At 58.2% G+C, this 25,630-nt stretch carries 21 protein-coding genes; 17 read left to right on the top strand and 4 right to left on the bottom strand.

Translation table 11 applies throughout. The annotated features are described in order from the left end of the window. Nucleotides 1–9: 9 nt before the first annotated feature. The 7 genes from BY454_RS03305 to BY454_RS03275 are packed head-to-tail and all read left to right on the top strand — an operon-like array spanning nucleotide 10 to nucleotide 6,640. Nucleotides 10–1,161, top strand: coding sequence for a ribonuclease D (locus tag BY454_RS03305; protein ID WP_104415340.1), 1,152 nt, complete (start codon nucleotides 10–12; stop codon nucleotides 1,159–1,161). Next, the gene (locus BY454_RS03300) at nucleotides 1,158–1,451 is read left to right on the top strand and encodes a YcgL domain-containing protein (protein ID WP_104415341.1); all 294 of its coding nucleotides are present in this window, start codon (nucleotides 1,158–1,160) and stop codon (nucleotides 1,449–1,451) included. Before BY454_RS03305 ends, BY454_RS03300 begins: the two co-directional genes overlap by 4 nt. Continuing rightward, nucleotides 1,448–1,894, top strand: coding sequence for a YcgN family cysteine cluster protein (locus BY454_RS03295; protein ID WP_104415342.1), 447 nt, complete (start codon nucleotides 1,448–1,450; stop codon nucleotides 1,892–1,894). The genes BY454_RS03300 and BY454_RS03295 overlap by 4 nt, the downstream gene beginning before the upstream one ends. Next, nucleotides 1,895–2,239 (top strand): hypothetical protein, encoded by a 345-nt coding sequence (locus BY454_RS03290; protein WP_104415343.1) that lies wholly within the window; start codon nucleotides 1,895–1,897, stop codon nucleotides 2,237–2,239. A 42-nt stretch (nucleotides 2,240–2,281) separates the two neighbouring features. After that, nucleotides 2,282–4,579, top strand: coding sequence for a vWA domain-containing protein (locus BY454_RS03285; protein WP_104415344.1), 2,298 nt, complete (start codon nucleotides 2,282–2,284; stop codon nucleotides 4,577–4,579). 18 nt (nucleotides 4,580–4,597) lie between these two features. After that, nucleotides 4,598–5,440, top strand: coding sequence for an AAA family ATPase (locus tag BY454_RS03280; RefSeq protein ID WP_104415345.1), 843 nt, complete (start codon nucleotides 4,598–4,600; stop codon nucleotides 5,438–5,440). A 21-nt stretch (nucleotides 5,441–5,461) separates the two neighbouring features. Continuing rightward, entirely contained in the window at nucleotides 5,462–6,640 is a 1,179-nt protein-coding gene (locus BY454_RS03275; protein WP_104415346.1) for a vWA domain-containing protein, read from the top strand. 221 nt (nucleotides 6,641–6,861) lie between these two features. Here the strand turns inward: BY454_RS03275 and BY454_RS03270 are convergent, their stop codons facing one another. Beyond that, entirely contained in the window at nucleotides 6,862–7,347 is a 486-nt protein-coding gene (locus BY454_RS03270; RefSeq protein ID WP_104415347.1) for a MaoC/PaaZ C-terminal domain-containing protein, read from the bottom strand. A gap of 221 nt (nucleotides 7,348–7,568) precedes the next feature. Between BY454_RS03270 and BY454_RS03265 the strand changes: the two genes are divergently transcribed. From BY454_RS03265 to cysB, 8 genes are all read left to right on the top strand, one after another. After that, nucleotides 7,569–9,290 carry an AMP-binding protein gene (locus tag BY454_RS03265; RefSeq protein WP_104415348.1) on the top strand — a complete coding sequence of 574 codons (1,722 nt, stop codon included), beginning with the start codon at nucleotides 7,569–7,571 and terminating at the stop codon, nucleotides 9,288–9,290. Between the two features lie 139 nt (nucleotides 9,291–9,429). Next, nucleotides 9,430–13,350, top strand: coding sequence for an ATP-dependent RNA helicase HrpA (gene hrpA / locus BY454_RS03260; protein WP_181049636.1), 3,921 nt, complete (start codon nucleotides 9,430–9,432; stop codon nucleotides 13,348–13,350). 121 nt (nucleotides 13,351–13,471) lie between these two features. Beyond that, the gene (locus BY454_RS03255; RefSeq protein ID WP_104415349.1) at nucleotides 13,472–14,593 is read left to right on the top strand and encodes a beta-ketoacyl-ACP synthase III; all 1,122 of its coding nucleotides are present in this window, start codon (nucleotides 13,472–13,474) and stop codon (nucleotides 14,591–14,593) included. Between the two features lie 32 nt (nucleotides 14,594–14,625). Continuing rightward, nucleotides 14,626–15,411 carry an MlaA family lipoprotein gene (locus BY454_RS03250; RefSeq protein WP_374953535.1) on the top strand — a complete coding sequence of 262 codons (786 nt, stop codon included), beginning with the start codon at nucleotides 14,626–14,628 and terminating at the stop codon, nucleotides 15,409–15,411. A 30-nt stretch (nucleotides 15,412–15,441) separates the two neighbouring features. Continuing rightward, on the top strand, nucleotides 15,442–17,127 hold the full coding sequence (locus tag BY454_RS03245) for an ExeA family protein (RefSeq protein ID WP_104415350.1): 1,686 nt from the start codon (nucleotides 15,442–15,444) through the stop codon (nucleotides 17,125–17,127). A gap of 3 nt (nucleotides 17,128–17,130) precedes the next feature. Beyond that, nucleotides 17,131–17,841, top strand: a complete 711-nt coding sequence (locus BY454_RS03240) for a general secretion pathway protein GspB (RefSeq protein WP_104415351.1) — start codon at nucleotides 17,131–17,133, stop codon at nucleotides 17,839–17,841. Next, on the top strand, nucleotides 17,841–20,024 hold the full coding sequence (gene dinG / locus BY454_RS03235; protein ID WP_104415352.1) for an ATP-dependent DNA helicase DinG: 2,184 nt from the start codon (nucleotides 17,841–17,843) through the stop codon (nucleotides 20,022–20,024). The genes BY454_RS03240 and dinG overlap by 1 nt, the downstream gene beginning before the upstream one ends. A gap of 142 nt (nucleotides 20,025–20,166) precedes the next feature. Further along, nucleotides 20,167–21,144 (top strand): HTH-type transcriptional regulator CysB, encoded by a 978-nt coding sequence (gene cysB / locus BY454_RS03230; protein ID WP_104415353.1) that lies wholly within the window; start codon nucleotides 20,167–20,169, stop codon nucleotides 21,142–21,144. Between the two features lie 76 nt (nucleotides 21,145–21,220). On the opposite strand, the gene BY454_RS03225 is transcribed toward cysB, so the two are convergent. Beyond that, the gene (locus BY454_RS03225) at nucleotides 21,221–21,946 is read right to left on the bottom strand and encodes a phosphoadenylyl-sulfate reductase (protein WP_104415354.1); all 726 of its coding nucleotides are present in this window, start codon (nucleotides 21,944–21,946) and stop codon (nucleotides 21,221–21,223) included. 213 nt (nucleotides 21,947–22,159) lie between these two features. Here BY454_RS03225 and thrH point away from each other — a divergent pair, with 213 nt between their 5' ends. Next, nucleotides 22,160–22,774, top strand: coding sequence for a bifunctional phosphoserine phosphatase/homoserine phosphotransferase ThrH (gene thrH, locus BY454_RS03220; RefSeq protein WP_104415355.1), 615 nt, complete (start codon nucleotides 22,160–22,162; stop codon nucleotides 22,772–22,774). A gap of 60 nt (nucleotides 22,775–22,834) precedes the next feature. On the opposite strand, the gene pabB is transcribed toward thrH, so the two are convergent. Next, nucleotides 22,835–24,184 (bottom strand): aminodeoxychorismate synthase component I, encoded by a 1,350-nt coding sequence (pabB, locus tag BY454_RS03215; RefSeq protein WP_104415356.1) that lies wholly within the window; start codon nucleotides 24,182–24,184, stop codon nucleotides 22,835–22,837. A gap of 210 nt (nucleotides 24,185–24,394) precedes the next feature. Between pabB and BY454_RS03210 the strand changes: the two genes are divergently transcribed. After that, the gene (locus BY454_RS03210) at nucleotides 24,395–24,745 is read left to right on the top strand and encodes a hypothetical protein (RefSeq protein ID WP_146082682.1); all 351 of its coding nucleotides are present in this window, start codon (nucleotides 24,395–24,397) and stop codon (nucleotides 24,743–24,745) included. A 120-nt stretch (nucleotides 24,746–24,865) separates the two neighbouring features. On the opposite strand, the gene BY454_RS03205 is transcribed toward BY454_RS03210, so the two are convergent. Continuing rightward, on the bottom strand, nucleotides 24,866–25,630 hold a 765-nt coding region (locus BY454_RS03205), incomplete at its 5' end, for an IS1380 family transposase (protein WP_146082681.1).

The following is a 25,630-nucleotide window of genomic DNA, read 5'->3' as shown; positions in this document are numbered from 1 at the left end:
AGGCTTTTTATGACCGAAACAGATACGGCCATCGCAGTTCCCCCTTCCCCGGACAACGTTCGCTGGCTGGAAAGTCCGGAGACACTGGACACCTGGCTGGACAAGCTGGGCCCGAGAGAACCCCTGGCCCTGGATACCGAATTTGAACGGGTTTCCACGTTCTATCCCATCCCCGGCCTGGTGCAACTGGGTGGTAATGGCGAGTTCTGGCTGGTTGAGCCGGAAGTCGCTGAAGCTTCCAGACTTTTTCGCGAAGTGCTGGCGGACCCAAACCGGCCGAAACTGCTCTATGCCATGAGCGAGGACCTGGAGCTGTTCCGCCACTGGCTGGGTGTGGTCCCGGCCGGCGTGCTGGATCTGCAGATTGGTGCCGCCCTGGCCGGTGCCGGATTTTCCGTGGGCTACGCCCGCCTGGTGGAAACCCTGTTCGGGGAAACCCTGGACAAGTCCGCCACCCGTTCCGACTGGCTCGCCCGTCCGCTGAGCCCTGAGCAGCAGCGCTACGCGGTGGATGACATCCGTTTCCTGTGGCCATTGTACCAATGGGTACAAAAGCAGTTGCAGGCCAGAAATCTGGAGCCGGCCTTTGAGGAGGAATCCAGACGCTTTGCCGATCAGGGCGAGGACAGCGCAGATGCTCAGTTGCATTACCTGAAGCTGCGTGGCGGCTGGACCTTGTCCCGGGAAAAGCAGGGTGTGTTGCAGGCCCTCGTTGCCTGGCGAGAAGGTGAGTGCCAGCACCTGGATCGGCCCCGGGGGCGGGTGCTGAACGACGGGCTTCTGATTGCCGTGGCAGATCGATTGCCATCCACCGCCGTAGAGCTCAAGGATGTCCAGGGCGTGCCGGGTGGCTTCGTGCGGCGTTATGGCGAGACCATCCTGAGCCTGATAGCCAATGCCCGCGAACAGGACCACTCTGACCTGGAGCTGATTCCCGGCCCCCTGACCCGTGACCAGCAGGCTACCTACCGACAGGTCAAGAAGCACGTCCGGAAGGTGGCGGAAGACTTTGATATTCCGATAGAAATACTGGCACCGCGCAAGCGTCTTGAAAAAGTTGTCAAAGATGGCTGCCTGGCCGGTGATCCCTTTTTTGAAGGCTGGCGCCTGCAACTGCTGACGCCGGCACGAAACGACATTGAGGAACTTCTGAAGCAATGACAGACCGACAATTTGTCTCGGTATTTCGCAGCAGCAAGAAAGCCGATACCTACATTTATGTGTGCCGTGGCCAGGACTGGCAGGAACTCCCCGAAGGTCTGCGTTCGATCTTCGGCAAGCCGATCCACTCCATGGACCTGCTGTTGGACCCGGAAAAAAAGTTGGCAAGAACGTCGGGCAAGGAAGTGCTTGAGGCGCTGGCGGAGAAAGATTTTTATCTGCAAATGCCCGAAGAGCAGGAAACCTACATCGTCGACTTCAAGCGCAAGATCGAGCAGCATCGCCAATGATCGCCCAGGTGCCTTTCTGGCAACGCAAGCGCTTGCATGAGATGACGCAAGCGGAGTGGGAATCGCTTTGTGATGGCTGCGGCCAATGTTGCCTGCAGAAGCTTGAAGACGAAGACACCGGCGAGGTTTACCACACCGAACTGGTTTGCCGCTACATGAATACGGATAGCTGCCGATGTACGGTGTATGACCAACGTTTGCAGAAGGTGCCGGGGTGTACCGTGCTAACCCCGGATACCGTGGCCGACTACGACTGGCTACCACGAACCTGTGCTTACCGGACATTGGCCGAGAGCCGACCACTGGCAGAGTGGCATCCGCTGCGCAGCGGGGATCCGGAGTCGGTTCACCGGGCCGGCCTTTCGGTTCGGGGCAAGGTGGTCAGCGAAGACAGCGTGCCGGAGCGAGACTGGGAAGAACATATAATTCATTGGGTTCTGTAAATGCTTGATACTGAAACGACACTGGCCTACGGAATTTTCTGGGCCGCCTACGCCATCGCTTTCGTGGTGTTTTTCTACATGATGAAAGCACTGTTCCGGCTGTTACCGGTGTATGGCCTTCGCTCTTTATTGCTGGCCGCCCTGGTTGTCCTGTTCCTCACGCCGGTCCAGTCACCGGAGGTGGCGGGTTGGTGGATACCGGCATGGTTGTTCACGGGATACGAATTCATCTTGGGCCACACTGAAGCGGCCGGCCGGGGCCTGTTCAACTTTGCCGTTGCCGGGGTAATTATGCTGCTGGTGTGGATTCTGGATCTGGTTCGCTACCGGCTGGTTAAGAAGTAAGCCAGAAGCAACTGAAGAAAACAAAAATGAGGTAAGTAACGGATGACGACACGACTTCACAGATTATCCCTGGTGTTTCTGGTAGCTGTTTTTCTGCCTTTGCGAGCGTTCGCGCAGGATCCAGCCCTGACCATGCCCGAACAGGCGGACGTCAGGATTGTCGTGGACATCTCCGGTTCCATGAAGGAAACCGACCCGGAAAACCTGCGCCGGCCGGCAGTGCGCCTGCTGGCCCGGATGCTACCCGAAGACGCCTCTGCCGGGCTCTGGACCTTCGGGCAGTACGTCAACATGCTGGTGCCACATGGGGCCATTGACGACGACTGGCGCCAGATGGCCATTGACCGGTCCGAGCAGATCAACTCCGTGGCATTGCACACCAACCTTGGCCTGGCCATTGAGAAAGCCAGTGACGACTGGCTGTCGGGCGGGACGCTGGAAAACACTCACCTGATTCTCCTGAGTGACGGCAAGGTGGATATTCCCGAGGGGGATGCCGCTGACCGGGCGGAAGAAAAACGGATTCTTCAGGACCTGGTCGCCGGACTTGCCGAGCAGGGTCTCACCATTCATACCGTGGGTCTCTCCGAGCGAGCGGACATTGAGTTTCTGCGTGAACTGGCGCGTACGACTGGTGGCAGTTTCCGTCTGGCCCAGAGTGCAGACGCCCTGAATCTTGCCTTTGCCAACGCCCTCAACACCGCCGTACCCCAGGAACAGATTCCCATTGAAGGTAATGGCTTTACCGTTGATGAAGGCGTGGAAGAGTTTACCGCGTTGATTTTTTCCGGTGGCGACGCAGAGCAGGAAGGTCCTCTCGAGTTGACTGCCCCGAATGGTGAACCGTTTTCCGTGGCGAACACGCCAGACAACGTCCGCTGGGCGGAAGAGCCGGGTTACGACCTGATCACGGTCAGTAACCCCCAGGCGGGTGAATGGCGCATTCGGGGCACACTGGGCCAGGGCAGCCGGGTCACGGTGGTTAGCGACATGCGCATGGCGGTGAAAGAGATTCCGCCAGAGTTTTCCGAGGAAGACCCCTTCCAGATCGAAGTGGCTTTTTATGAAGACGCGGAGAAGCTGACAGACACGGACTTCCTGGATGTCATGGAAGTGGCGCTGGAAATTACCGCCAGTGATGGTCGCAAGGGCCGAAAAGTTCTCTCGCCCGAGGCACCGCCGGAAGACGGTGTTTATCGCGACCAGGTTGGTAAGCTGCCGGAGACCGGTCAGTACACGGTGGAAGTGATTGCCAAGGCGGAAACCTTCTCTCGCAAATTCAGTGCAACCACCACATTCGTTGTGCCGGGTGAGGAACTGCCGGTGCCAGTGGTCTCCGAGCCGTTGGTGCCCGATCTGAGCCAGCAGGCGGGATCGCCGGAACTGGTCGGCGAGCCGGAAGTGGCACCGGAGCCTGAACCAACCCCGGAACCGAAGCCTGAGCCCCAGCCTGAGCCGGCTCCCGAGCCTGAGCCAACCCCGGCTCCCGAAGTGGCTGAGGAACCGGCAGTGCCTACGCCCTCAGAAGAGCCTGCTGATGAAGGCTTCCTGGGCATGCCTATCTGGGCGCTTGGCGCCGGTGGAGCTGGCCTTGCTGGTGCCCTTGGTTTTGGCCTGTTTGTCGCCTATCGCAAGAAAAAAGCCCAGGCAGAAGCAGAAAAGGCGGCCGCTGCGGATCGTGAAACCGTCGACGATTTGCCTCCGGAGCAAGAGCCCGAACCTGAAAAAGAAGAGGCTCCACCGGTTGTGGAAGCTGAACCAGAGGCCAGTGAAGAGCCCGAGAGCGAGGCTGAGCCGGAACCAGAGGCTGAACCCGAGCCTGAGCCGGAACCAGAACGGGAGAAGCAGGAAGAGCCACCGGAGGTGACTACGGAAGAGCCGGAGGTTGAGGATATTCCGGAGCTTGAGCCCGAAAAAGAAGCTGAACAGGAATCGGAAGCCGAGCCTGAGGCGGAGCCGTCGGACGAAGAAAAACTGGTTGATAACGAGCTGGCTGACGAGACACTTGCCGACGAGGACATCCCCGTTGCGGATACGCCAGTAACAGATGACGACATCGATGACTTGCTGGCTACGGAAGGGGAGACGTCGGAAGAGCCCCAGTCGCCAGCAGAGCCCGAAGCGCCCGAAGCTGAACCCGAACCGGAACCGGAACCGGAACCGGAACCCGAAGATGATCTTGAGGAATTCGGCCTGGAAGATTTCGATCTGTCCGAATTTGATGATCTGCCGGATTATGAAAGCGAATTTGATAAGCTGGAGGAGGAGCAGGGCGAAGCCGATGCTACCGGCGAAGATGCCTCCGAAAAGGGCGACAAAAACAAGGAAAACAAACAGTAACCAACAGGAAATAGACGCATGAAGTTCACCGGTACCGAAAAATACGTAGCCACCGACGATCTGCAGATGGCGGTTAACGCGGCCATCTCACTCCAGCGCCCGTTGCTGATCAAAGGCGAGCCCGGCACCGGAAAAACTCTGCTGGCTGAGGAAATGGCGGACGCCCTGGGAATGCGCCTGATTCCCTGGCACATCAAGTCCACCACCAAGGCCCAGCAGGGGCTTTATGAGTACGATGCTGTCTCAAGGCTGCGGGACTCCCAGCTGGGCGACGAACGCGTTAATGACATCCGCAACTACATCGTCAAGGGCAAACTGTGGGAAGCCTTTGAGGCCGATGAGCCGGTGGTCTTGCTGATTGATGAGATCGATAAAGCGGACATTGAATTTCCCAACGATCTGTTGCTGGAACTCGATCGCATGGAATTCTTTGTGTATGAAACCCAGCAGTACGTAAAGGCCAAGCACCGGCCCATCGTGGTGATCACCAGTAACAACGAAAAAGAACTCCCGGATGCTTTCCTGCGGCGGTGTTTCTTCCACTACATCCGCTTTCCCGACCACGACACCATGCGCAACATCGTGGATGTGCATTTTCCCGGCGTTCAGCAGCGGCTGGTGCGCGACTCTCTGGATGTTTTCTTTGATGTTCGGAAGGTGCCGGGTCTGAAGAAAAAGCCCTCCACCTCGGAGCTGATTGACTGGCTCAAACTGCTGATGGCCGATGAGTTGTCGGCCCAGGCGCTTCAGGACCAGGATAAGAGTTCCGCGCTACCGCCGTTGTATGGCGCCCTGGTGAAGAACGAGCAGGATGTTCACCTGCTACAGAAGCTGGCGTTCATGGTCCGTCGCCAAAACTGATCACTGGCGTGAGCCCGTTTTATGTTGATCGATTTCTTTCTGGAAGTGCGTCGAGCCCGCGTTCCCGCAAGCCTGAGGGAGTTTCTGGACTTGCTGGAAGCGCTCCAGAACCACCTGGCGTTTGCAGACATCGAAGCTTTCTATCACCTGGCTCGGCTTTGCCTGGTGAAGGATGAGCGCCATTTTGACAAGTTCGACCGGGCCTTCCGGGCTTACTTTGAAGGTATTGAAGATCTGGATGAATTGCTGGAGGCCATGATTCCGGATGACTGGCTTCGCAAGGAATTTGAAAAGCACCTGACTCCAGAGGAAAAAGAGAAAATAAACTCCCTTGGGGGTCTGGATGAGCTGATCGAGACCTTCAAAAAGCGCATGGAAGAGCAAAAAGAGCGCCATGCCGGGGGCAATAAATGGATCGGTACCGGTGGCACATCTCCCTTTGGTGCCTATGGCTATAATCCGGAAGGCTACCGCATCGGTCAGGACAAGGGGCGCCACGGCAGGGCGGTGAAAGTCTGGGAGAAACGTGAGTTCCGTGATCTGGACGACAGCGTGACGCTGGGCACTCGGAACATAAAGCTGGCGTTGCGCCGATTGCGTAAATTTGCTCGACAGGGGGCGGCGGATCAACTCGACCTGGACGACACCATCCGGTCCACGGCTCGCAATGCCGGCTATCTGGATCTGAAAATGGTGCCGGAAAAACACAACACCGCCAATGTCCTGATTTTCTTCGATGTGGGCGGTTCCATGGACCCGCACATCCGGGTGTGTGAAGAGCTGTTTTCAGCAGCCCGTCTGGAGTTCAAACACCTCGAGTATTTCTATTTCCACAACTTTGTCTATGAAAGCGTCTGGCAGCACAACCTGAGGCGCATGAATGAGACCGTCAACACCTGGGACCTGCTGCACACCTATTCGCCGGATTACAAAGTTATTTTTGTTGGTGATGCCACCATGGCGCCGTACGAGATCACCCATCCGGGCGGGTCAATTGAGCACTGGAACGAAGAGTCCGGTGCCACCTGGTTTCAGCGTATCACTGAGCATTTCGAGAAGGTGGTATGGCTCAACCCGCTCCCGGAGGAGTACTGGCAGCCTGGCGGCTCACTGGGTATTACCCGACAATTGGTAAACGACCAGATGTATCCCCTGACCATTGAAGGTCTCGAGGCGGCCATGCGGGAATTGAGCCGATAAAAAAGCCGATGCGCGTATGCGCATCGGCAAGGCTCGGCGTGTTCGGCAGGGAGGCCAAAATTGGCTCGAAGGGATTCCCTGCCTGGTTACTTACGTGGCAAGTACAAGACCAGTTCCCATTATTTCCACTCAAATCAAACAGTCAGAGGCGGAAACGCGTTCCCTCCGGTGGTTGCAGACTCCGTAGTGTTAACTAAGCTGACACTTGGCTGGCCAATCTTTTAGCTTTCAATGGTGATTTTTGGCAGGCTGGGTTTGCGCAGGGAAATTTTTTCGGAGGGCGCGACCACCTTCGCCTCGCCGGTAACCACTTTCTCATCATTCTGGTTACGGACTTCGCATTGGAAAACAACCCGGTTCCGGCGTTCCTTGCGCAGTACCGAGAGGGTGACCGTGAGTGTGTCATCGAGCTTGACGGGGCGCTTGAAGGCCAGGCTCTGTTCCAGGTAAACCGTGCCGGGGCCCGGCATGACGGTTGCCAGGGCGGCAGAAATCAACGAGCCACTCCACATGCCGTGGGCAATACGCTCCTTGAACATGGACTCTGCAGCAAATTCGGAATCCAGATGCACCGGGTTCACATCCCCAGAGACAGCGGCAAAGAGAACCAGCTCGTCTTCGGTGAGCGTTCGGGTGAAAGTGGCAGAGTCACCCTCATTCAGCTCGTCGTAGGTGATGTTCTCCAAAATGTCCAGGGTATCGCTCATCAAAAGCTCCGATTTGGCAGTATTTTGTGGGGTATTGCAGGATCTGTTCGCTGAAAGCTACCTCATAAGGAATAAAACTGCTATTCTCTTTCCGTCTTCAAAGGTTGAGACCTTTGTAGGGTTGATTTTTTAACCAATTCGACCTTCGAACAATATAATAAGAAAGGGGGTGCCGCAGCCATCCGGTGCCTCCCAAAGCGCTAACGAGACAGGAGAAGGTGATGGATTTCAAGCAGTTCTATCAGGACAAATACCCCGCTGGTGTGTCGCTTGACGTTGACCTCAACCAGTACAAAAGCATGGTGGATGTGTTCGAGCAGGCAACGAAGAAATATGGGGACAAACCTGCATTCTCTGCCGTTGGCGCAACGCTGACTTACCGGGATCTTGATATTCAGAGCCGCAACTTTGCGGCTTGGCTGCAGAATCATACCGATCTCAAGCTTGGTGATCGCATTGCCGTCCAGATGCCGAACGTCAGCCAGTACCCGGTGATTATCTATGGTGCCATGCGTGCGGGCCTGATAGTGGTGAATACCAATCCGCTCTATACCAAGCGGGAAATGGAGCACCAGTTCAACGATTCCGGTGCCCGTGCGTTGGTCGTGTTGGCGAACATGGCCGACAAGGCTGAGAAGTTGGTGCCCAACACCGGTATTGAGCATGTGATTGTCAGTGAAGTGGCCGACATGCATTCGCCGTTCAAGCGCACCCTGATGAACGCCGCAGTCAAGTACCTGAAAAAAATGGTGCCCCCCTTTAATATTCCAGGTGCCCACAAGCTGCCCGCCGTGTTGGCCGCCGGTGCAAAGGAAAAATTCACCCCTGTTGAAATCAAGCCGGATGACCTGGCGGTACTGCAGTACACAGGTGGCACCACGGGTGTGGCAAAGGGGGCCATGCTGACCCATGCCAACCTGATGGCCAACGTCATTCAGGTTCGTCCGATGCTTGAGGACCAGATTATCGACGGCCAGGAGGTGATCATTGCGCCTCTGCCGCTTTACCACATTTACTCGTTTACCCTGAACTGCGGCATCATGCTCGAAGCTGGGGCTCATAACATATTGATCCCGAATCCACGGGATATTCCGGGTTTCGTCAAAGAACTGAAGAAACACAAGTTCTCGGCGTTTATGGGGCTCAATACTCTGTTTGTGGCCCTGTGCAACAACGAGGATTTCCAGGATCTGGACTTTTCTGCGCTGAAACTCACTGCCTCCGGTGGTATGGCGTTGACCAGTGACACCGCCAAAACCTGGCAGCGGGTGACTGGCTGTGAAATCACCGAGGGCTACGGTTTGACCGAAACCTCGCCGGTGGTCACTTTCAATCCCCACAGTGCGGTCCAGATTGGCACGATTGGCCTGCCCATTCCGTCCACCTTCGTGAAAACCATTGACGATGAGGGCAACGAAACTCCCATTGGTGAGCCGGGCGAACTGTGCGTGAAGGGGCCTCAGGTTATGCGGGGTTACTGGCAGCGCCCGGACGATACCCGTAAGTCGTTTACCGAGGATGGTTATTTCCGCACCGGGGATGTGGCGCTGATTCAGGAAGACGGTTACCTGCGCATCGTTGACCGGAAAAAAGACATGATCATCGTTTCCGGCTTCAACGTTTACCCGAACGAAGTGGAAGACGTGATCATCAGCCACCCGAACGTGGTGGAGTGTGCCGCAGTCGGTGTTCCGGATGACAAGAGCGGGGAAGTGGTCAAGGCTTACGTCGTGGCCAACAAGGAAGGCGTGAGCGCCAACGAGCTCAAGGAGTTCTGTCGTGAACGCCTGACCGCCTACAAGGTGCCGAAGCATTTTGAGTTCCGTGATGAACTGCCCAAGACCAACGTGGGTAAAATCCTGCGTCGGGAGCTGCGGGACGAAGCCAATGATCAGAGCAAGCAAAATAAAGACAGTGAGCAGGGCGAAGAGAGCAAGGCATAACCGCCAGACACGGCTTTCTTAAGCTCCAGGGACCCCGCTTCGGCGGGGTCTTCGTGTTTCTAAGGGCCACTTTTCCCGCTAGACTGTGGCGCCTTATTCAACGACAGAAAACCCTGAGTCGCGAGCCAATTACCCTTTGATGACTGACACCACTCAAACAAACCGCCCCGACAACCCCAAAGCCACCGTGGCTGACCTGATGAGCCAGCTGGACGATTGCAACCAGCAGGAAGCAGCCCGAATCATTCGTTCGGTCAGTCGCCATAAGGGCAAACCGGGTGAGAAAGAGCTGGCGAAAATGTCCGATTGGCTGGAGCGGGGCAAGAAAAAGGTCCAGGCGCGCCGGACCCTGCATAAGCCAGCCAGTTTTCCGGCGGGGTTGCCGGTCAGTGACCGGGTGGATGACATCAGTGCGGCGATTGAAAAACACCAGGTGGTGATCATTGCCGGTGAAACCGGCTCCGGCAAGACCACCCAGATTCCCAAGATCTGCCTGAACCAGGGCCGGGGGCTGCGCGGCCTGATTGGCCATACCCAGCCACGGCGTATCGCCGCCCGCAGCGTGTCCAGTCGCATCGCGGAGGAGCTGGGTGAGCAGGTTGGTCAGCAGATTGGCTACCAGGTGCGTTTTACCGACAACACCTCGGAAAGCTCCCGGGTGAAGGTGATGACCGACGGTATCCTGCTGGCTGAAATCCAGCACGATCGCTTCCTGGACCGCTACGACACGATCATCATCGACGAGGCCCATGAACGCAGCCTGAACATCGACTTTCTGCTCGGTTACCTGAAACAGCTGCTGCCGAAGCGCCCGGACCTGAAAGTCATCATCACCTCCGCCACCATTGAGGTGGAGCGTTTCAGTGAATTCTTTGGCGAGGCACCGGTCATCGAAGTGAGCGGGCGCACCTATCCGGTGGACGTTCGCTACCGCCCACTCGCCGGCGATGAAGACGACCGGGACCAGAGCTGGACCGACGGCGTGCTCTCGGCCATGGAGGAAATCGAACAGCATGAGCGTCAGGAGAAGAAGCCTCCCGGCGATGTGCTGGTGTTTTTGCCCGGTGAGCGGGAAATCCGGGCCCTGAGCAAGGTGCTGCGCCACGCCGAGTTGCGCCACACCGAAGTGCTGCCGCTTTACTCCCGGCTCAGCAACCAGGAGCAGAACCGGGTGTTCCAGGCCCACAAGGGCCGGCGCATTGTGCTCTCCACCAACGTGGCGGAAACCTCGCTGACGGTGCCCGGTATCCGCTATGTGATCGACACCGGCGTGGCCCGCATCAGTCGCTACAGCGTGCGCTCGAAAATCCAGCGTCTGCCCATTGAGCCTATCTCCCAGGCCAGTGCCAACCAGCGGGCAGGGCGCTGTGGCCGGGTGGCGCCGGGTATCTGTTTCCGCCTGTACGATGAAACCGACTTCATCAACCGCCCGGAATACACCGATCCGGAGATCCTGAGAACCAACCTGGCCTCGGTCATCCTGCAAATGACCACCTCCGGCCTGGGCGAGATTCGCCACTTCCCGTTCCTGGAGGCACCGGAGCGCAAGCAGATCAACGATGGCTACAAGCTGCTGGAAGAATTGAGCGCCGTTGATGCCAAACGCCGGGTCACCAAACTCGGCCGCACCATGGCCCGGCTGCCGCTGGACCCGAGACTCGCCCGCATGCTGGTGACCTCGGCCGACCAGGGCAGTCTGGCCGAGGTGCTGATCGTCATCGCCGGGCTCAGCATCCAGGACCCCCGCGAGCGGCCCCAGGAAAAGCAGCAGGCCGCCGACCAGGCCCACGCGCCGTTCAACGACAAGGAGTCGGACTTCGCCACGCTGCTCAACATCTGGAACTGGTTCGAGGAGCAGCGCCAGGAAATGTCCCAGAACCAGCTTAAAAAGCTGTGCCAGAAGACCTTCCTGAGCTGGATGCGCATGCGCGAGTGGCGCGACATCCATCGCCAGTTGACGCTGATCTGCCGGGAACAGAAGCTGGCCCTGAACAAGGAACCGGCCGGTTACGACCCGATCCACAAGGCGATTCTGGCCGGCCTGTTGGGCCAGGTGGCGGTAAAAGTGGAAAAGCGCGAATACCTGGCTACCCGCAATCGCAAGGTCATGATCTTTCCCGGCTCGAAAGTGGCGAAAAGTGGTCCCAAATGGATTGTGGCAGCGGAGATTGTCGAAACCAGCAAGGTCTTCGCCCGCATGGTGGCCGGTATCCAGCCAGAATGGGTCGAGCCCCTGGCCGGGCACGTGGTCAAGCACCATTACTTTGAGCCCCACTGGGAGCAGAAGCGCGCCCAGGTGATGGGTTATGAGAAGGTCTCGCTGTATGGGCTGGACGTGGTGCCCAAACGCCGCATTCCCTATGCCAAGGTGGACCCCAAGGAATGTCGGGACCTGTTCATCCGCCGGGCCCTGGTGGAAGGCGACTACCGCTCCAAAGCGCCGTTTATTGCCCGCAACCGGGAAATGCTCGACACCGTCGAGAACCTGGAAAAGAAAACCCGTCGCCGCGATCTGCTGGTGGACGACGAAGTACTGGTGGCCTTTTACGACGAGCGCCTGCCGGACGACATTATCAGCGGCCGGCACTTCGAAAGCTGGTGGAAGAGATTGTCCGCCGAGGAGCTGAAAAAACTCGAGCTAACCGAGGCGGATGTGTTGCAGCGCCCGGTGGACCAGTCCGCTGCCGAGCTGTATCCGGATTACCTGGAATGGCAAGGGGTCAAATACCCGCTGAGTTACGAATTCGAGCCCACGAGCGAACGCGATGGCGTGACCCTGCGGGTGCAGTTAATGGCCCTGAAGCAAATTCCCGAGCGCCGGCTGGAATGGCTGGTGCCCGGTTTGCTGCGGGAAAAATGCATCGCTCTGGTCAAGGGCCTGCCGAAGTCCCTGCGCCGCAACTTCGTGCCGGTGCCGGATTTTGTCGATGCCGCGCTGGAGAACATGCAGCCGGACAACGAGCCCCTGGCGTTGAAGCTGGGCGAGCAGCTGCGCCGCATGACCGGCGTGCAGATTGATCCGGACGCCTGGCCGGAGGACGAACTGCCCCGGCACCTGCGCATGAACCTGCGGGTGACCGGCGACAAGGGCAAGACCATCGCCGAGAGCCGCGATGCCAGTGAGCTTCAGGACAAGCTGGAGGGCAGGGCCGAGCAGGCGTTGGCCTCGGCCACGGACCAGGAGACCGATGACCGGGAGCCGGCGGAATACACCGACTGGCAGTTCGGCAAGCTGCCTGAAAAGGTGCAGACCGAGAAAGGCGGCATGCAGGTCACCGTTTACCCGGCCCTGGAAGACCTGGGCCAAAAGGTCCGCACCACCCGCTGTCTCGACCGGCTGACCGCCGAAGACACCACCCGTCGGGGCATTGCCCGGCTGATCATTCATCGTTTCGGTAATACGCTCAGCGATCTGGAACGTAAACTCCCCCGGTTCCGCCAGTCGGCGCTGATGTTCGCGCCGGTCGGGAAGGCCAAGGTGCTGCTGGATGATCTGCTGCTGTCCACCGTGATGCAGCATTTCCTGGCCGAAGATCTGCCACGGGACCGGGACAGCTTTTTGCAATGCTTTGATGAGCACCGTGGCGATTTCATCCCGGCACTGGAGGAAGCTGACGAACGGCTCTACCAGGCCATGACCGGCTACCAGAAAATTGCCAAACAACTCAAAGGAAAGATCAGTCTGGCCCAGGCCAACAGCATGGCGGACCTGAAATTCCAGATGCAGAACCTGGTGTACCCGGGCTTTTTGGTGGATACCCCGGCTCAGTGGCTGGCCCGTTTTGGCGTCTATTTCGAGGCGGCGGATATCCGGCTGGAAAAAATGCCCCGGGAAATGGGCCGGGAGCGGGAATTCCTGCACACCATCGAACCGTTGTGGGCACGCTACGCCACCAAGCGGGACCAGCAGAAACGCCAGGGCGTGAAAGACCCGGAGCTGGAACTCTACCGCTGGATGCTGGAGGAATTCCGGGTGTCGTTCTTTGCCCAGCAACTGGGGACGGCGATGACTGTGTCGGTCAAACGCCTGGATAAGCAGTGGGAGAAAACGCGGGTTTAATGAGGGAGGATTGGAGGGCAGGGAGACAATGCATATTCGGGAAGCAATTACCACCGACTGTGTTAGTATTTCCGCAGACAAGTATCACATTCCGAATTTATAACTGTGACGTGGGGTTATCGTGATTAAAGCCGTCATCAGCGGAACCGGTCTGTACACGCCGCCCGCCACCATAACGAACGACGAGCTGGTCCAGGCATTCAACCAGTACGTGGAATTGTTCAACAACGAACACGCGGAGGCGATTGAGCGCGGAGATGTCGACGCCTTGCAGCCTTCCTCCTCCGAATTCATCGAAAAAGCCTCCGGTATCAAGCGCCGCCACGTGATTGACCGGGATGGCATCCTCGATCCCACCCGCATGAAGCCCTATATCCCGGAACGCAGCAACGGCGAGCCGTCGGTACAGTGCGAAATGGCCGTGGCAGCGGCCAGGGAAGCGCTGGAGCAGGCCGGCAAAACCGCCGCCGACGTGGAAGCTGTTATTGTGGCCTGTTCCAACCTGCAGCGGCCATATCCGGCCGTGGCCATTGAAGTTCAGGCAGCCCTGGGTATTGAAGGCTTCGCTTACGACATGAACGTCGCCTGCAGCTCTGCCACTTTTGGCCTGCAGGCTGCCGTAAACTCGGTTGAAAACGGCGCAGCCCGGTCGGTACTGGTGATCAGTCCTGAGATCTGTTCCGCTCACCTGAACTTCCGTGACCGCGACAGCCACTTCATTTTTGGCGATGCCTGCACCGCCATCCTGGTGGAGCGCGAGGAAGCAACTCAGCCGGGGCAGGGGTTTGAAATTCTGGGTACCCGTCTGAAAACCCAGTTTTCCAATAACATCCGCAATAATTTCGGTTTCCTGAACCGCGCCGATGAAGCCGGCGTCGGTAAACCCGACAAGCTGTTCATCCAGCAGGGCCGGAAAGTGTTCAAGGAAGTGTCTCCCTTGGTCGCCCAGACCATTCAGGAGCACCTGGAGTCCCTTTCATTGGCGCCTGCCGACCTCAAGCGCATGTGGCTGCACCAGGCCAACCTCAACATGAACCACTTGATCGCCAAAAAGGTGCTGGGTCGGGAAGCGGATGCAGAGGAAGCGCCAGTCATTCTGGACGAATACGCCAATACCAGTTCGGCGGGTTCGGTGATTGCCTTCCACAAGCACCAGGATGACCTGAAATCCGGCGATCTCGGCGTCATTTGCTCCTTTGGTGCCGGCTACTCCATCGGCAGCGTGGTTGTTCGTCACCGCTGACCTGTGTCTATCACTTCCACCCGAGACTGAACATGGAAAAGACGTACTTCTCGCGCGGACTGTCTTCCGCAGTGATCAGCCTGGCTTTCCTGGTGCTGTGGAGCCATGCCGCAGTTGCCCAGAACGTGCAGGAGCCGATGGACCCGGCAAAAGCTCCGAAGATTTCAGAGGACGATCCGTTCGAAAGCTGGAACCGCAAAGTATTCGCCTTCAACGACGGCGTGGACCGCTGGTTCCTTCGCCCGGTGGCCAAGGCCTACCGTACCGTTACTCCCGATCTTGTGGACAGGGGGGTGACCAACTTTTTCAACAATCTGGGTGAGGTCAGCAACTTCACAAACAGTGTGCTGCAAGGTAAAGGCGAATCAGCGGTGGTCGCCTTTGGACGGTTTACGTTTAACACGATTTTCGGGCTAGGGGGCATATTTGATGTTGCAACCAGCTTTGATTTGCCCGAGCGAAATGAGGATTTTGGCCAGACCCTGGGCGTCTGGGGCGTAACATCCGGCCCATACTTGGTGCTGCCTTTGTTGGGCCCCTCGACACCGCGCCATACCACCGGTTTCCTGACCGACAGTTTCGTGTTGCCGTCGGCCTGGGATGAAATTGAAGATCCTGACCGTTATTACCTGCGTGCCCTTCAGATCATTGATGTAAGAGCTGATCTGATTCCTGTGGAAGGCATGATTTCCGGGGACCGCTATACTTTCATGCGTAACGCATTCCTGCAGCGCCGTGAATTTCTGCTTAACGATGGTAAAATTACAGATGACCCTTTCGCGAATGACGATGAAGACCTGATGCTCGAGGATTTCTGAGCACTGACCCGGGCGGGGCCCTGAGGCAGCATGTACTATGACTTTTTCGGCTTTCGGGAACCCCCGTTCTCGATTGCACCCGACCCCCGCTATCTGTACCTGAGCGCTCGCCACAAGGAAGCGCTGGCCCACTTGATGTATGGCGTTCAGGGTCAGGGTGGCTTCATTGTTGTTACCGGCGAAGTGGGCACCGGAAAGACGACCGTCTGCCGGTGCTTCATCGAAAACGCCCCGTCCCATGTCGACATTGCCCTGATTCTCAACCCCAGGCTGTCCGCTCGGGAGTTGCTCTCCGCCGTTTGTGACGAACTTGCCATCGACCATGCCCCGGATGCCAGTATTAAAATGCTGGTGGATGCCATCAACCGGGACTTACTGCAGGCCCACGCTGAGGGCCGTCATAAAGTGCTGGTGATTGATGAAGCCCAGAATCTGTCGGCGGACGTACTTGAGCAGTTACGGCTACTGACCAACCTGGAAACCGCCGAAAAGAAACTGTTACAGATCGTATTGATTGGTCAGCCGGAGCTTCAGGGGTTGTTGGCACTGCCCGAGCTTCGACAGCTCAACCAGCGGGTAACCGCCCGATATCACCTGGATGCCATTGAACGCTCGGAGCTACCCGCCTACCTCCATTACCGGTTGGGCGTTGCCGGGATTAGAGGCGAAATATTCACGCCAGGGGCCATCCGTCAATTGTACCGCGCAAGCCGTGGGGTTCCCCGTCTGATCAATCTGGTTGCAGACCGGGCTCTGCTTGGCGCTTATTCCGAGGGCGATCATCAAGTCAGTAAACGCCATATTCGTCAGGCGGCCCGGGAAATCCAGGCTGGTCCTGAAAGGTACTCGGGCAGCAAAGTCGCCGGGGTCAGCCGGTCAAGGCATGTCGGGCTGGTGTCGGTATCGGTGATTCTGGCCATACTGGGAACGTTCCTGTTGTTGGAGCGCCAGACCAGTGAGGCCATACCCGTGATGACGCCCAAAACACCCCAGGCGGAAGGTGCCGTGCAACGGGTGCCCGCTCCGGTTATGCGGGACACTGTATCCGGGAAGCCTGAAGTAACAGAACCTTCGCCAGTCACGCCATTTGCGGAAAACCGCCATACCCTCTCGCTGGCACCGGCATTTGTCACACTGTTTGAGATTTGGGGTGAGACTTTCGATCCTTCAACCACGTCGATGGCATGCGAATATGCCTGGACGGTTGGGCTGGCCTGTCTGGAGCAACGTGGCAGTCGCGGCAGTCTTGCGCGTCTGAACCGCCCGGCGATTCTTTCACTGCGGTCTGAAGGAGGGGCGCCCACCTACGTGGTGCTGCGGTCTCTGGCGGGCAACCATGCACTGATTGAAACACCTGAGGGCCCACAAATGGTATCTTTTGATGACGTGGAGTCACATTGGTTCGGCCACTTCTATGTCCTCTGGCAAGCCCCTGATTACATGATCGACGGTGATCTTCACAAGGATGCCGCTGGTGAGGAGCTTTGGGTTGGGGCCCGCATGATGCAGTTGGCCGAGCGCCTGGCTGGTTCCGAACCGGAAATTGCCCGGGTGAAGGCCATGGCGATGAACGAGCAGGTTCAGTGGTACCAGCAACAACGGGGCTTGAAAGTGGACGGTATTCCGGGGGCACGGACCCTGATCCAGATGAACGAGGATCTGTCAGCCGACGTGCCTACCTTGTCTGGCTCCTCGGGAACGAGCGGGGGGCGGTAACAGATGTCCTATATTCTCGAAGCGTTGCGTAAATCCGAAGCCGAGCGTCGCCAGGGCCAGGCGCCAGACTTGGGGCAGCCAGTGCAAATGGTTTATAAACCCCGCAGAAAGCCGCTGCCCCTGGCGTTTTGGCTGGCCCTGGTGCTCGTGCTGAATGCCGGTGTTCTGGGTTACGTGTCCTGGCCTGAGATCCGGGCCCGTTTTACCACCGCTCCCGCACAACAGACGGCTCGAGTACCGGCGTCGACAGAAGTCGAGCCAGTGAGTGAAAAGAAGATGGCAACACAGGTTAATCCTGTACCCGGCAATGAAGCTAAGAGGCCGGTCCAGGAAACGTCGAGCGCGGGAGCCTCTGGGGCTGGACCTACCCAGGAAATGGCACAAACGCCTGTAGAGGAACAGCCCACCATTATTGTTCCCAGGCCGGCGAGCCAAAGGGAGTTGACACCAACCCGGCCGCAGGGCAGGGTACCTCACCTTGTGGAACTGCCGCTTTCCTTTCAGAAGAGTATTCCCGACTTGACCTTCAACAGCCATATTCTGTCCTCCAATCCCCTGGCCAGCAGCGTGATGATCAACAATCAGTACCTGCGGGTGGGTGATCGCCTGGGCGACATCCAGGTTGAACGCATTAACGAAGACAGCGTGGTATTCAGTCAGGGTGGGCAGTTGTTCCGTATTGGTACTACCCGCAATTGGATGAGCCCGCGCTAATGGCCCTGTCGGAAGAGGTCAAACAACAGATACAGCAAGCCTACCGGGATGTCCTGGCGGGCAAGTCGATCCGTGCCCGTTACGGCCAGCGATTGATGATCGCCGAGATCGCCAAGTACATGGGGTCGATCGACGACAACGACGGCCAGCGCACCTCACCACCGGCCACCTGCGTGGTCGAGGCTGGCACCGGTACCGGTAAAACCCTGGCGTACCTGATTGCCGCCATTCCGGTGGCCAGGGCCCTGGGCAAAACGCTGGTGATTTCCACCGCTACCGTTGCCCTGCAGGACCAGATTGTCCTGAAAGACCTGCCGGATCTGCGCAAACACAGCAAGCTGGATTTCAACTGGACTCTCGCCAAGGGCCGCGGCCGCTACCTGTGCATGTCCCGGCTGGAAAGCCGCCTGCACGATGAAGGCCATGGCGACAGCGACACCATGCCGCTGTTCCTGCTGGACAATCCCCAGGATGGGGATGCCGCCGACAAGGCCACCTTCGAGCGCATGCTGGCCAGCTACGGCTCCCGGGAGTGGGACGGTGACCGGGATCACTGGCCGGAGCAGATTCCGGATGAAACCTGGCGTCAGGTGACCACCGATCATCGCCAGTGCACCAACCGGCATTGCGCCTATTTCGACAGTTGCGCGTTCTTCGATGCCCGTAAGGAGCTGGAAGACGCCGACGTGGTGGTGGCTAACCATGACCTGGTACTGGCCGACCTGGCCCTGGGCGGCGGTGCGATCCTGCCTGAGCCGGAAAACGCCCTGTTCATTTTCGACGAGGCGCACCATTTGCCGGACAAGGCACTGAACCACTTTGCTGCGTCGGTCCCCCTGAACGCCACCCGTCAGTGGCTGAAACAGCTGTCCCAGGCGCTGGTGAAAATGCAACCCTGGGTGCCCGGCGGCTCCCAGGCTGCCAAGGCCATTGAAAAAATCAGCACCTCCGGGCGGGATCTGGATCACGAGCTGACCCGGGTGTATGAGGAAGTGGAGCAGAATACCGGCTGGGAGTTCAATGAAGAACGACGCAGTGCCCAGTGGCGTTACCCGGAGGGCGAACTGCCGGAGGCTCTTGCTGCCCTGGCTGCGGACACGCGTATTGTAACGGCCGGGTTGGTCCGGCAACTGGGCGTGCTGGTGGATGAACTGCAAACCGCGTTCGATGAACGCAAGGACCCGGAATTGGACCGGGACACCGCGGAATCCTGGTTCCCCGTGATTGGCAGTTTCCACAGCCGTGCGGAAGAGCAACTGCGACTCTGGGCAGCCTGGTGTGAAGGCGTCAGTGCCCCCACCGAGGACGAAAAGGCGGAGGAGGGCGCCAGCCCCAAACGCTACGGTCCGGCCCCGGCGCGCTGGGCGGTACGCCAGCGCTGGGATCACGCCGAAGACATCACCCTGTACAGCTCGCCGGTGCTGGCGGATAACCTTCTCTACAGCCGCTTGTGGTCCCGCGCCTACGGGGCGGTACTCACCAGTGCCACGCTGACGGCCCTGGGCCGGTTTGATCGCCTGCGAGCCCGGGCCGGGCTGCCGGAGGCCAGTCGTTACATGGTGGTGCCCAGCTCCTTCCGTTACGCCGAGATGGCCACCGTGGAAGTGCCATTCATGGCCGCCATGCCTACCGATGATGGTTTTGGTGATGCCCTGATCAAGCGCCTGCCCGAACTTTGGGCGGGTGAGAAAGCCACGTTGGTTCTTTTCACTTCCCGCCGGCAAATGCAGCAGGTCCGGGATGCACTGGCACCGGAATACCCCGAACTGATCCTGACCCAGGATGACATGGCCCGCAATGAGGTACTGCGCCAGCATTGCAGTCGCGTGGACGAAGGCCGGCCCAGCGTGCTGTTCGGGGTGGCGAGCTTTGCCGAGGGCATCGATCTGCCGGGCAAGTATCTGCACCACGTGGTGATTACCCGCCTCCCATTCTCGGTTCCGGACGATCCCATCGAGGCCAGCCTGGCGGAATGGGTAACTCAGCGCGGTGGCAACCCGTTCATGGAAATTACCGTGCCGGATGCCTCGGTGAAACTGGTGCAGGCGGTAGGTCGATTGCTCAGAACCGAGCAGGACACCGGCCGGGTGACCATCCTGGACCGCCGCATTGTGGCCCGTCGCTATGGGCAACTGCTGCTGGATTCCCTGCCACCGTTTCGTCGAATCATCGATTACTCCTGATCAGGTGCGGGCGGGCAGCGCATAAAACGGCATTTGGGCTACACTGATGACAGTGCAATAATGTATACCCAAAAAGAATGAGTGGCGCTGTTTTTATGCGTATTGTATGCTCGTAGACTGATTCACGGAGCAACGGATTCCAATGAAATTACAACAACTTCGATATATCTGGGAAGTTGCCCACCATGACCTGAACGTGTCTGCAACGGCCCAAAGCCTCTTTACCTCCCAACCTGGCATCTCCAAGCAGATTCGTCTCCTGGAAGACGAACTCGGGCTCGAAGTGTTCGCCCGTAGTGGCAAGCATCTGACCCGCGTGACCCCCGGCGGCGAAATCATCATCCAGGAAGCGGGTGAGATTCTGCGCCGGGTGGAAGGCATCAAGAAAATTGCCCAGGAATTCAGCAATCAGCGCAAGGGCGATTTGAGCATTGCCACCACTCACACCCAGGCCCGGTACGCATTGCCGCCGGTGATCAGCGGCTTTATTGAAGAGTATCCGGATGTGTCCCTGCACATGCACCAGGGAACGCCTACACAGATTTCTGAAATGGCCGCCAACGGCGCGGCGGACTTTGCCATCGCCACCGAAGGCATGGACCTGTTCAACGATCTGATCATGATGCCCTGCTACAAGTGGAACCGGTGCGTGATCGTGCCCAAGGACCACCCCCTGGCGCAGGGACAGGAGTTGGCTCTGGAAGAGCTGGCCAAATTCCCACTGGTTACCTATGTATTCGGCTTTACCGGCCGCTCCAAGCTGGACGAAGCCTTCCAGTCCCGGGGGCTCGAGCCCAAAGTTGTGTTTACCGCCGCCGACGCCGATGTCATCAAGACTTACGTGCGCCTGGGACTGGGTGTGGGCATCATTGCCAGCATGGCGTTTGATCCGGAAGTGGACACTGACCTGGTGGCGCTGGATGCCAGCAAGCTGTTCCGGCCGTCCATTACCCGCATCGGCTTCCGCAAGGGCACTTTCCTGCGCGGTTACATGTACGACTTCATGCGCCGTTTTGCGCCCCACCTGACCAAGGAGCGGGTGGACGAAGCCGTGGCCCATCAGGGCAGCCGTACCGAGATTCAGGAGCTGTTCAAGGATATCGAGTTGCCGACCTACTGAGTAAGGCTCCCACAGAAAGCAAAAAGCCCGCTGCCAGTCATGACAGCGGGCTTTTTTACGCCTGGCTTTCGCTCGTTCAGCCGGACTTGCCGATCAAGTTGCCTGCGTGCAGGCCGCATTCCTTATGGGTGGCTTCCTCCCACCACCAGCGGCCTTCGCGCTCGTGCTGTCCGGGCAGGACTGGACGGGTGCAGGGCTGGCAGCCGATGCTGACAAAGCCTTTCTCATGAAGGGCGTTGTAAGGCGCTTCGGACATGCGGATATAGTCCCACACGTCTTTTGACGTCCAGTTCGCCAGCGGGTTGAACTTGACCAGTTCCCGGCCTTCGCCGGAGAAGGTGGTATCGGCCTGGACCACGGGCACATCGTTGCGGGTACCCGGGCTCTGGTCCTTGCGTTGGCCGGTGATCCAGGCATCCACGGTGGCCAGCTTGCGCTTCAATGGATTGACCTTGCGAATGCCACAGCATTCGGAATGGCCATCCTCGTAAAAACTGAACAGGCCCTTTTTGTTCACCATGTCCTGCACTTCGCCGGCATCCGGGAACAGCACTTCGATGTCGATGCCGTAATGCTTTCGGACTTTGTCGACGAACTCGTAGGTTTCCGGGTGCAGGCGACCGGTGTCCAGGGTGAATACCTGCAGGTTGTCGGTGAGCTTGTGGGCCATCTCAATCAGCACCACATCTTCGGCACCGCTGAAGGAAATGGCGATGTTGTCGTAGCGGGCCAGGGCGGCTTTCAGGATCGCTCGGGGGCTCTGGTCTTCCAGGTCTGAGCGCAGGGAATCGATATCAGTCATGGTTATCCAGTATGCGTGTGCAAGGTAGCCTCAAGGCTAACATTAATGGGCTTATACCCTGAAGAAATTAACAACTATATATTTATTCACTTACGGTTTGCGCTTCTGTCGGATTTCCATGCATTTTGGTGCAGTTTTTCATATCATACCTGCCATCAATGAGGGACGCAGGTCCGCGCCCCCGCACTTTTCATCAGTTTTCAGGAGACCGTTGTGGAACTCGCATGTCTTGACCTTGAAGGGGTATTGATCCCGGAAATCTGGATCGCTTTCGCGGAAAAAACCGGCATTGAGGAGCTCAAGGCAACCACCCGGGACATTCCTGATTACGACGTGCTGATGCAGCAGCGCCTGCGCCTGCTCGACGAGCACGGTTACGGCCTGCCGGAAATCCAGGAAGTGATCGGCACCCTGGATCCGCTGCCCGGCGCCGCCGACTTCCTCAACTGGCTGCGTGAGCGCTTCCAGGTGGTGATCCTGTCCGACACTTTCTACGAGTTCGCCATGCCGCTGATGAAAAAGCTGGGTTACCCGACTCTGCTGTGTCACAAGCTGGAAGTGGCGGAAAACGGCCAGATTACCGATTACCTGCTGCGCCAGCGCGACCCGAAGCGCCAGTCCGTGCGTGCTTTCCAGTTGTTGAACTACCGGGTGATCGCCGCCGGTGATTCCTACAACGACACCACCATGCTGGGCCAGGCGGAAGCCGGTATCCTGTTCCACGCCCCGCAAAACGTGATCGACGAGTTCCCGCAATTCCCTGCGGTTCACAACTTTGATGACCTGCGCCAGGAATTCCTGAAGGCCAGCGCGGTGCACGAAGCCTGATAAGGCGAAACGTGTTGGGATAGGCAAGCGGGCAGGTTTCCAGGAACCTGCCCGTTTGTTTTATGAGCGACCGGCTGTTTCCAGTAGCCGCATCAGCGGCCGGACCTTGGCCAGGGTTTCCTGGTACTCGGCCTCTGGCTCTGAATCAACCACGATGCCCCCGCCGCCCCAGCATCGAATGGTGCCGTCGCCTTCGCACAACAGGGTGCGGATGGCGATGTTGCTGTCCAGCCGCCCGTCCAGCCCATAGTAGAACACCGAGCCGCAGTAGGGGCCCCGCCAGTGCGGTTCCAGTTCTCGGATGATTTCCATGGCCCGGATTTTCGGAGCGCCGGTAATGGAGCCGCCGGGGAAGGCGTCGATCAGGGCTTTGATCGGTGTGACGCCGGCTTTCAACGAGCTACGGATGTGGCTGACCAGATGATGAACATTGCGGTAGGACTCAAGCGCGAACAATTGATCAACAATCACTGAGCCCGGCTCGGCATTAAGTCCCAGGTCGTTGCGCAGCAAGTCCACGATCATCAGGTTTTCAGCCCGGTCCTTTTCGGAAGCCTGGAGTTCGGCAGCCAGGGCTGCGTCTTCTTCCGGAGTCGCACCACGGGGGCGGGTGCCCTTGATGGGGCTGGTGACCACTGCGCCATCCTGGATTTCCAGGAAGCGTTCGGGCGAGATCGACAGCACGGAATCATCGCCAATCCGAAGAAACGCGCTGTATGGAGTGGGGTTGGCGTTAGCCAGGGCCAGAAATGCCTGCCATGGGCTGCCCTGGTAGTGCCCGGTAAATTCCTGTGACAGGTTGGCCTGGTAGCAGTCACCGGCGCGGATGTACTCTTTCACCGCCTGCACGCCGGCCTTGAACTGCTCCGGAGTCTGGCGTGGCGCAAAACCGGTGGGCATCTGCCAGCCATCGGTGTCTGGCGCGGAGGGCGTGGCTAGCCATTGATTCAGGGAATCACGTACCTCGACTGGACATTGCGGGTGAATCCAGAGCTGATATCCACCGGTTTCGTGATTGTGGCTGGCGGTCCAGAGATAAAATCCGGCGGACATCGCCGGAAAAGGGCAGTCGGGCACCAGACTGGCCAGGCGCTTTTCCCGGGCATAGCCCAGTTCGTACCCCAGGATTCCCAGCCAGCCGCCGGGCAGGGCGGGGATCGCGTCTTCGGTATCCAGTGGGTATTTGTTGCGCAGTCTATCCATGCGCTCGGCCAGGGCCTGACTATCGAGTGGTTGAGTGTTGGCCGGGATGTCGATCCGGCTTAGTGCCAGGGCACTGAAGCCACTAAGCTGTCCGCGGCTGCCCTCAGAGCCGGGGCTGCCAAGATAGGCGAAATCGTGGCTTTTGGCAGCATGTGACAACAGTCTCTGGTAACTTGCCTGATCAAGGGGTGTAACGCTGGAACCCACGCAATAGCCTTCCAAGTTGTGATGTGGTTAAAACACCCATTATAACGGATAACGCACACTGAACTTTTTTGGATTTCAGGGACCTTAATGGGCATGATCGGAAAATCACTGGCCGCCCCCCTTAATCGATGGATCAACCGCCGTCTACCACGCTCAGACAGCCAGGTTTTTGGCCAGAAAAACATTTTTATCCTGCCGACTGGAGCTGGCATGGTATTCGGCTTATTGCTGCTGGTGATGCTGGTTACCGGTATCAATTATCAGAACAGCCTGATTTACCTGTTGGTGTTCCTGCTGGGAGCGATCTTTGTCGGCGCCATGCATCAAACCCATCGTAATCTGTCTGGCCTGACGTTGGCCCTGTTGGCAGCGGGGGATGGTGAAGCCGGAGCTGATGTCCCATTCCGGTTCCGGATTGTCAGTGGTAAGGACGACAGTCTCGGGCTTTCCCTATCAGTCGCTTCTGCCCGGACGGATGGCATTCATGTCCCGGCCGGTGAGGTGCGGGAAGTGTCGTTAGCCCGGATTTCTCACAGCCACCCTGCAAGTCTCGCAGACTAAGCGGGTGACCGCCATGACCGCTCAGATGTGGGCACGATTGATTAATAATTAATCATTTTTTGTCGTTTGGATACACTGCCCCCTTTCCCCCATTGCGTCGGGCCGGGGGAGCCCGGGCATCTACCCTGGAACCAAGCGGCGTACCAGATCCGTGAGTTCGTCTTTGTAGGGATAGCTGTCACTCATCAGCACCCGGATTCGGCGGGTATTGCGGATGATGACCGCGCCAACCTTGATCAGCTTCAGCCGCAGGTTGCTGGCGCTCATCCGTTCGAAGGGCGTCTTTTTCAGGTGCGCTCGTAATCGCTCGAACAAGGTGTAAGCGAAGCCAGATAGGATCAGCCGCCATTGATTGGTCCACCACTGAACGCTCGACGTTCGATCCGCGAACAGATACAGCTGTTGGTCTTTGATCCTGTTCTCCATGTCGCCTCGGGCACAGTACTGCTCGTAGTAGAGTTTGAAGCCGTCGTCATAGCGGGAGCTGATGACAAAGCGAGGATTGGAGCCAAGCTCGCCTTCTTCCAGACGGGCCACCACCCAGCGAGGGTATTTCCAGGAACGCGCCTGGTACCGGAACCGGTAAGTGGCAGCGATTTTATCGCCCACTTTCTGGTGTGTGTCTCGAACCAGCTTCGAAGGTGCTTCAACGTCTTTGAGCAACCGGCTGTTCTTACTGATACCGACCAGGTAATCCACATTGTTCCGGTCGCACCAGCTCAACAGGCGAGGCCGATAGAATCCACTGTCACCCCGGAACACGATGCGGGTGTTGGGCCAGTACTGCCGGATGAACTTTACCAGCAGGGCCAGAATGGCCCAGCTGTGGCGGCTGTCGCTGCGGTTGCTGGTGCGCAGGTAACTCACCAGCAGATGACGGCCACA

It is taken from the genome of Marinobacter persicus, from assembly GCF_002934325.1.
GTDB lineage: Bacteria > Pseudomonadota > Gammaproteobacteria > Pseudomonadales > Oleiphilaceae > Marinobacter > Marinobacter persicus_A.
The sequence above is the reverse complement of the archived record's forward strand: the minus strand, read 5'-3'. Positions and strand labels throughout refer to the sequence as shown.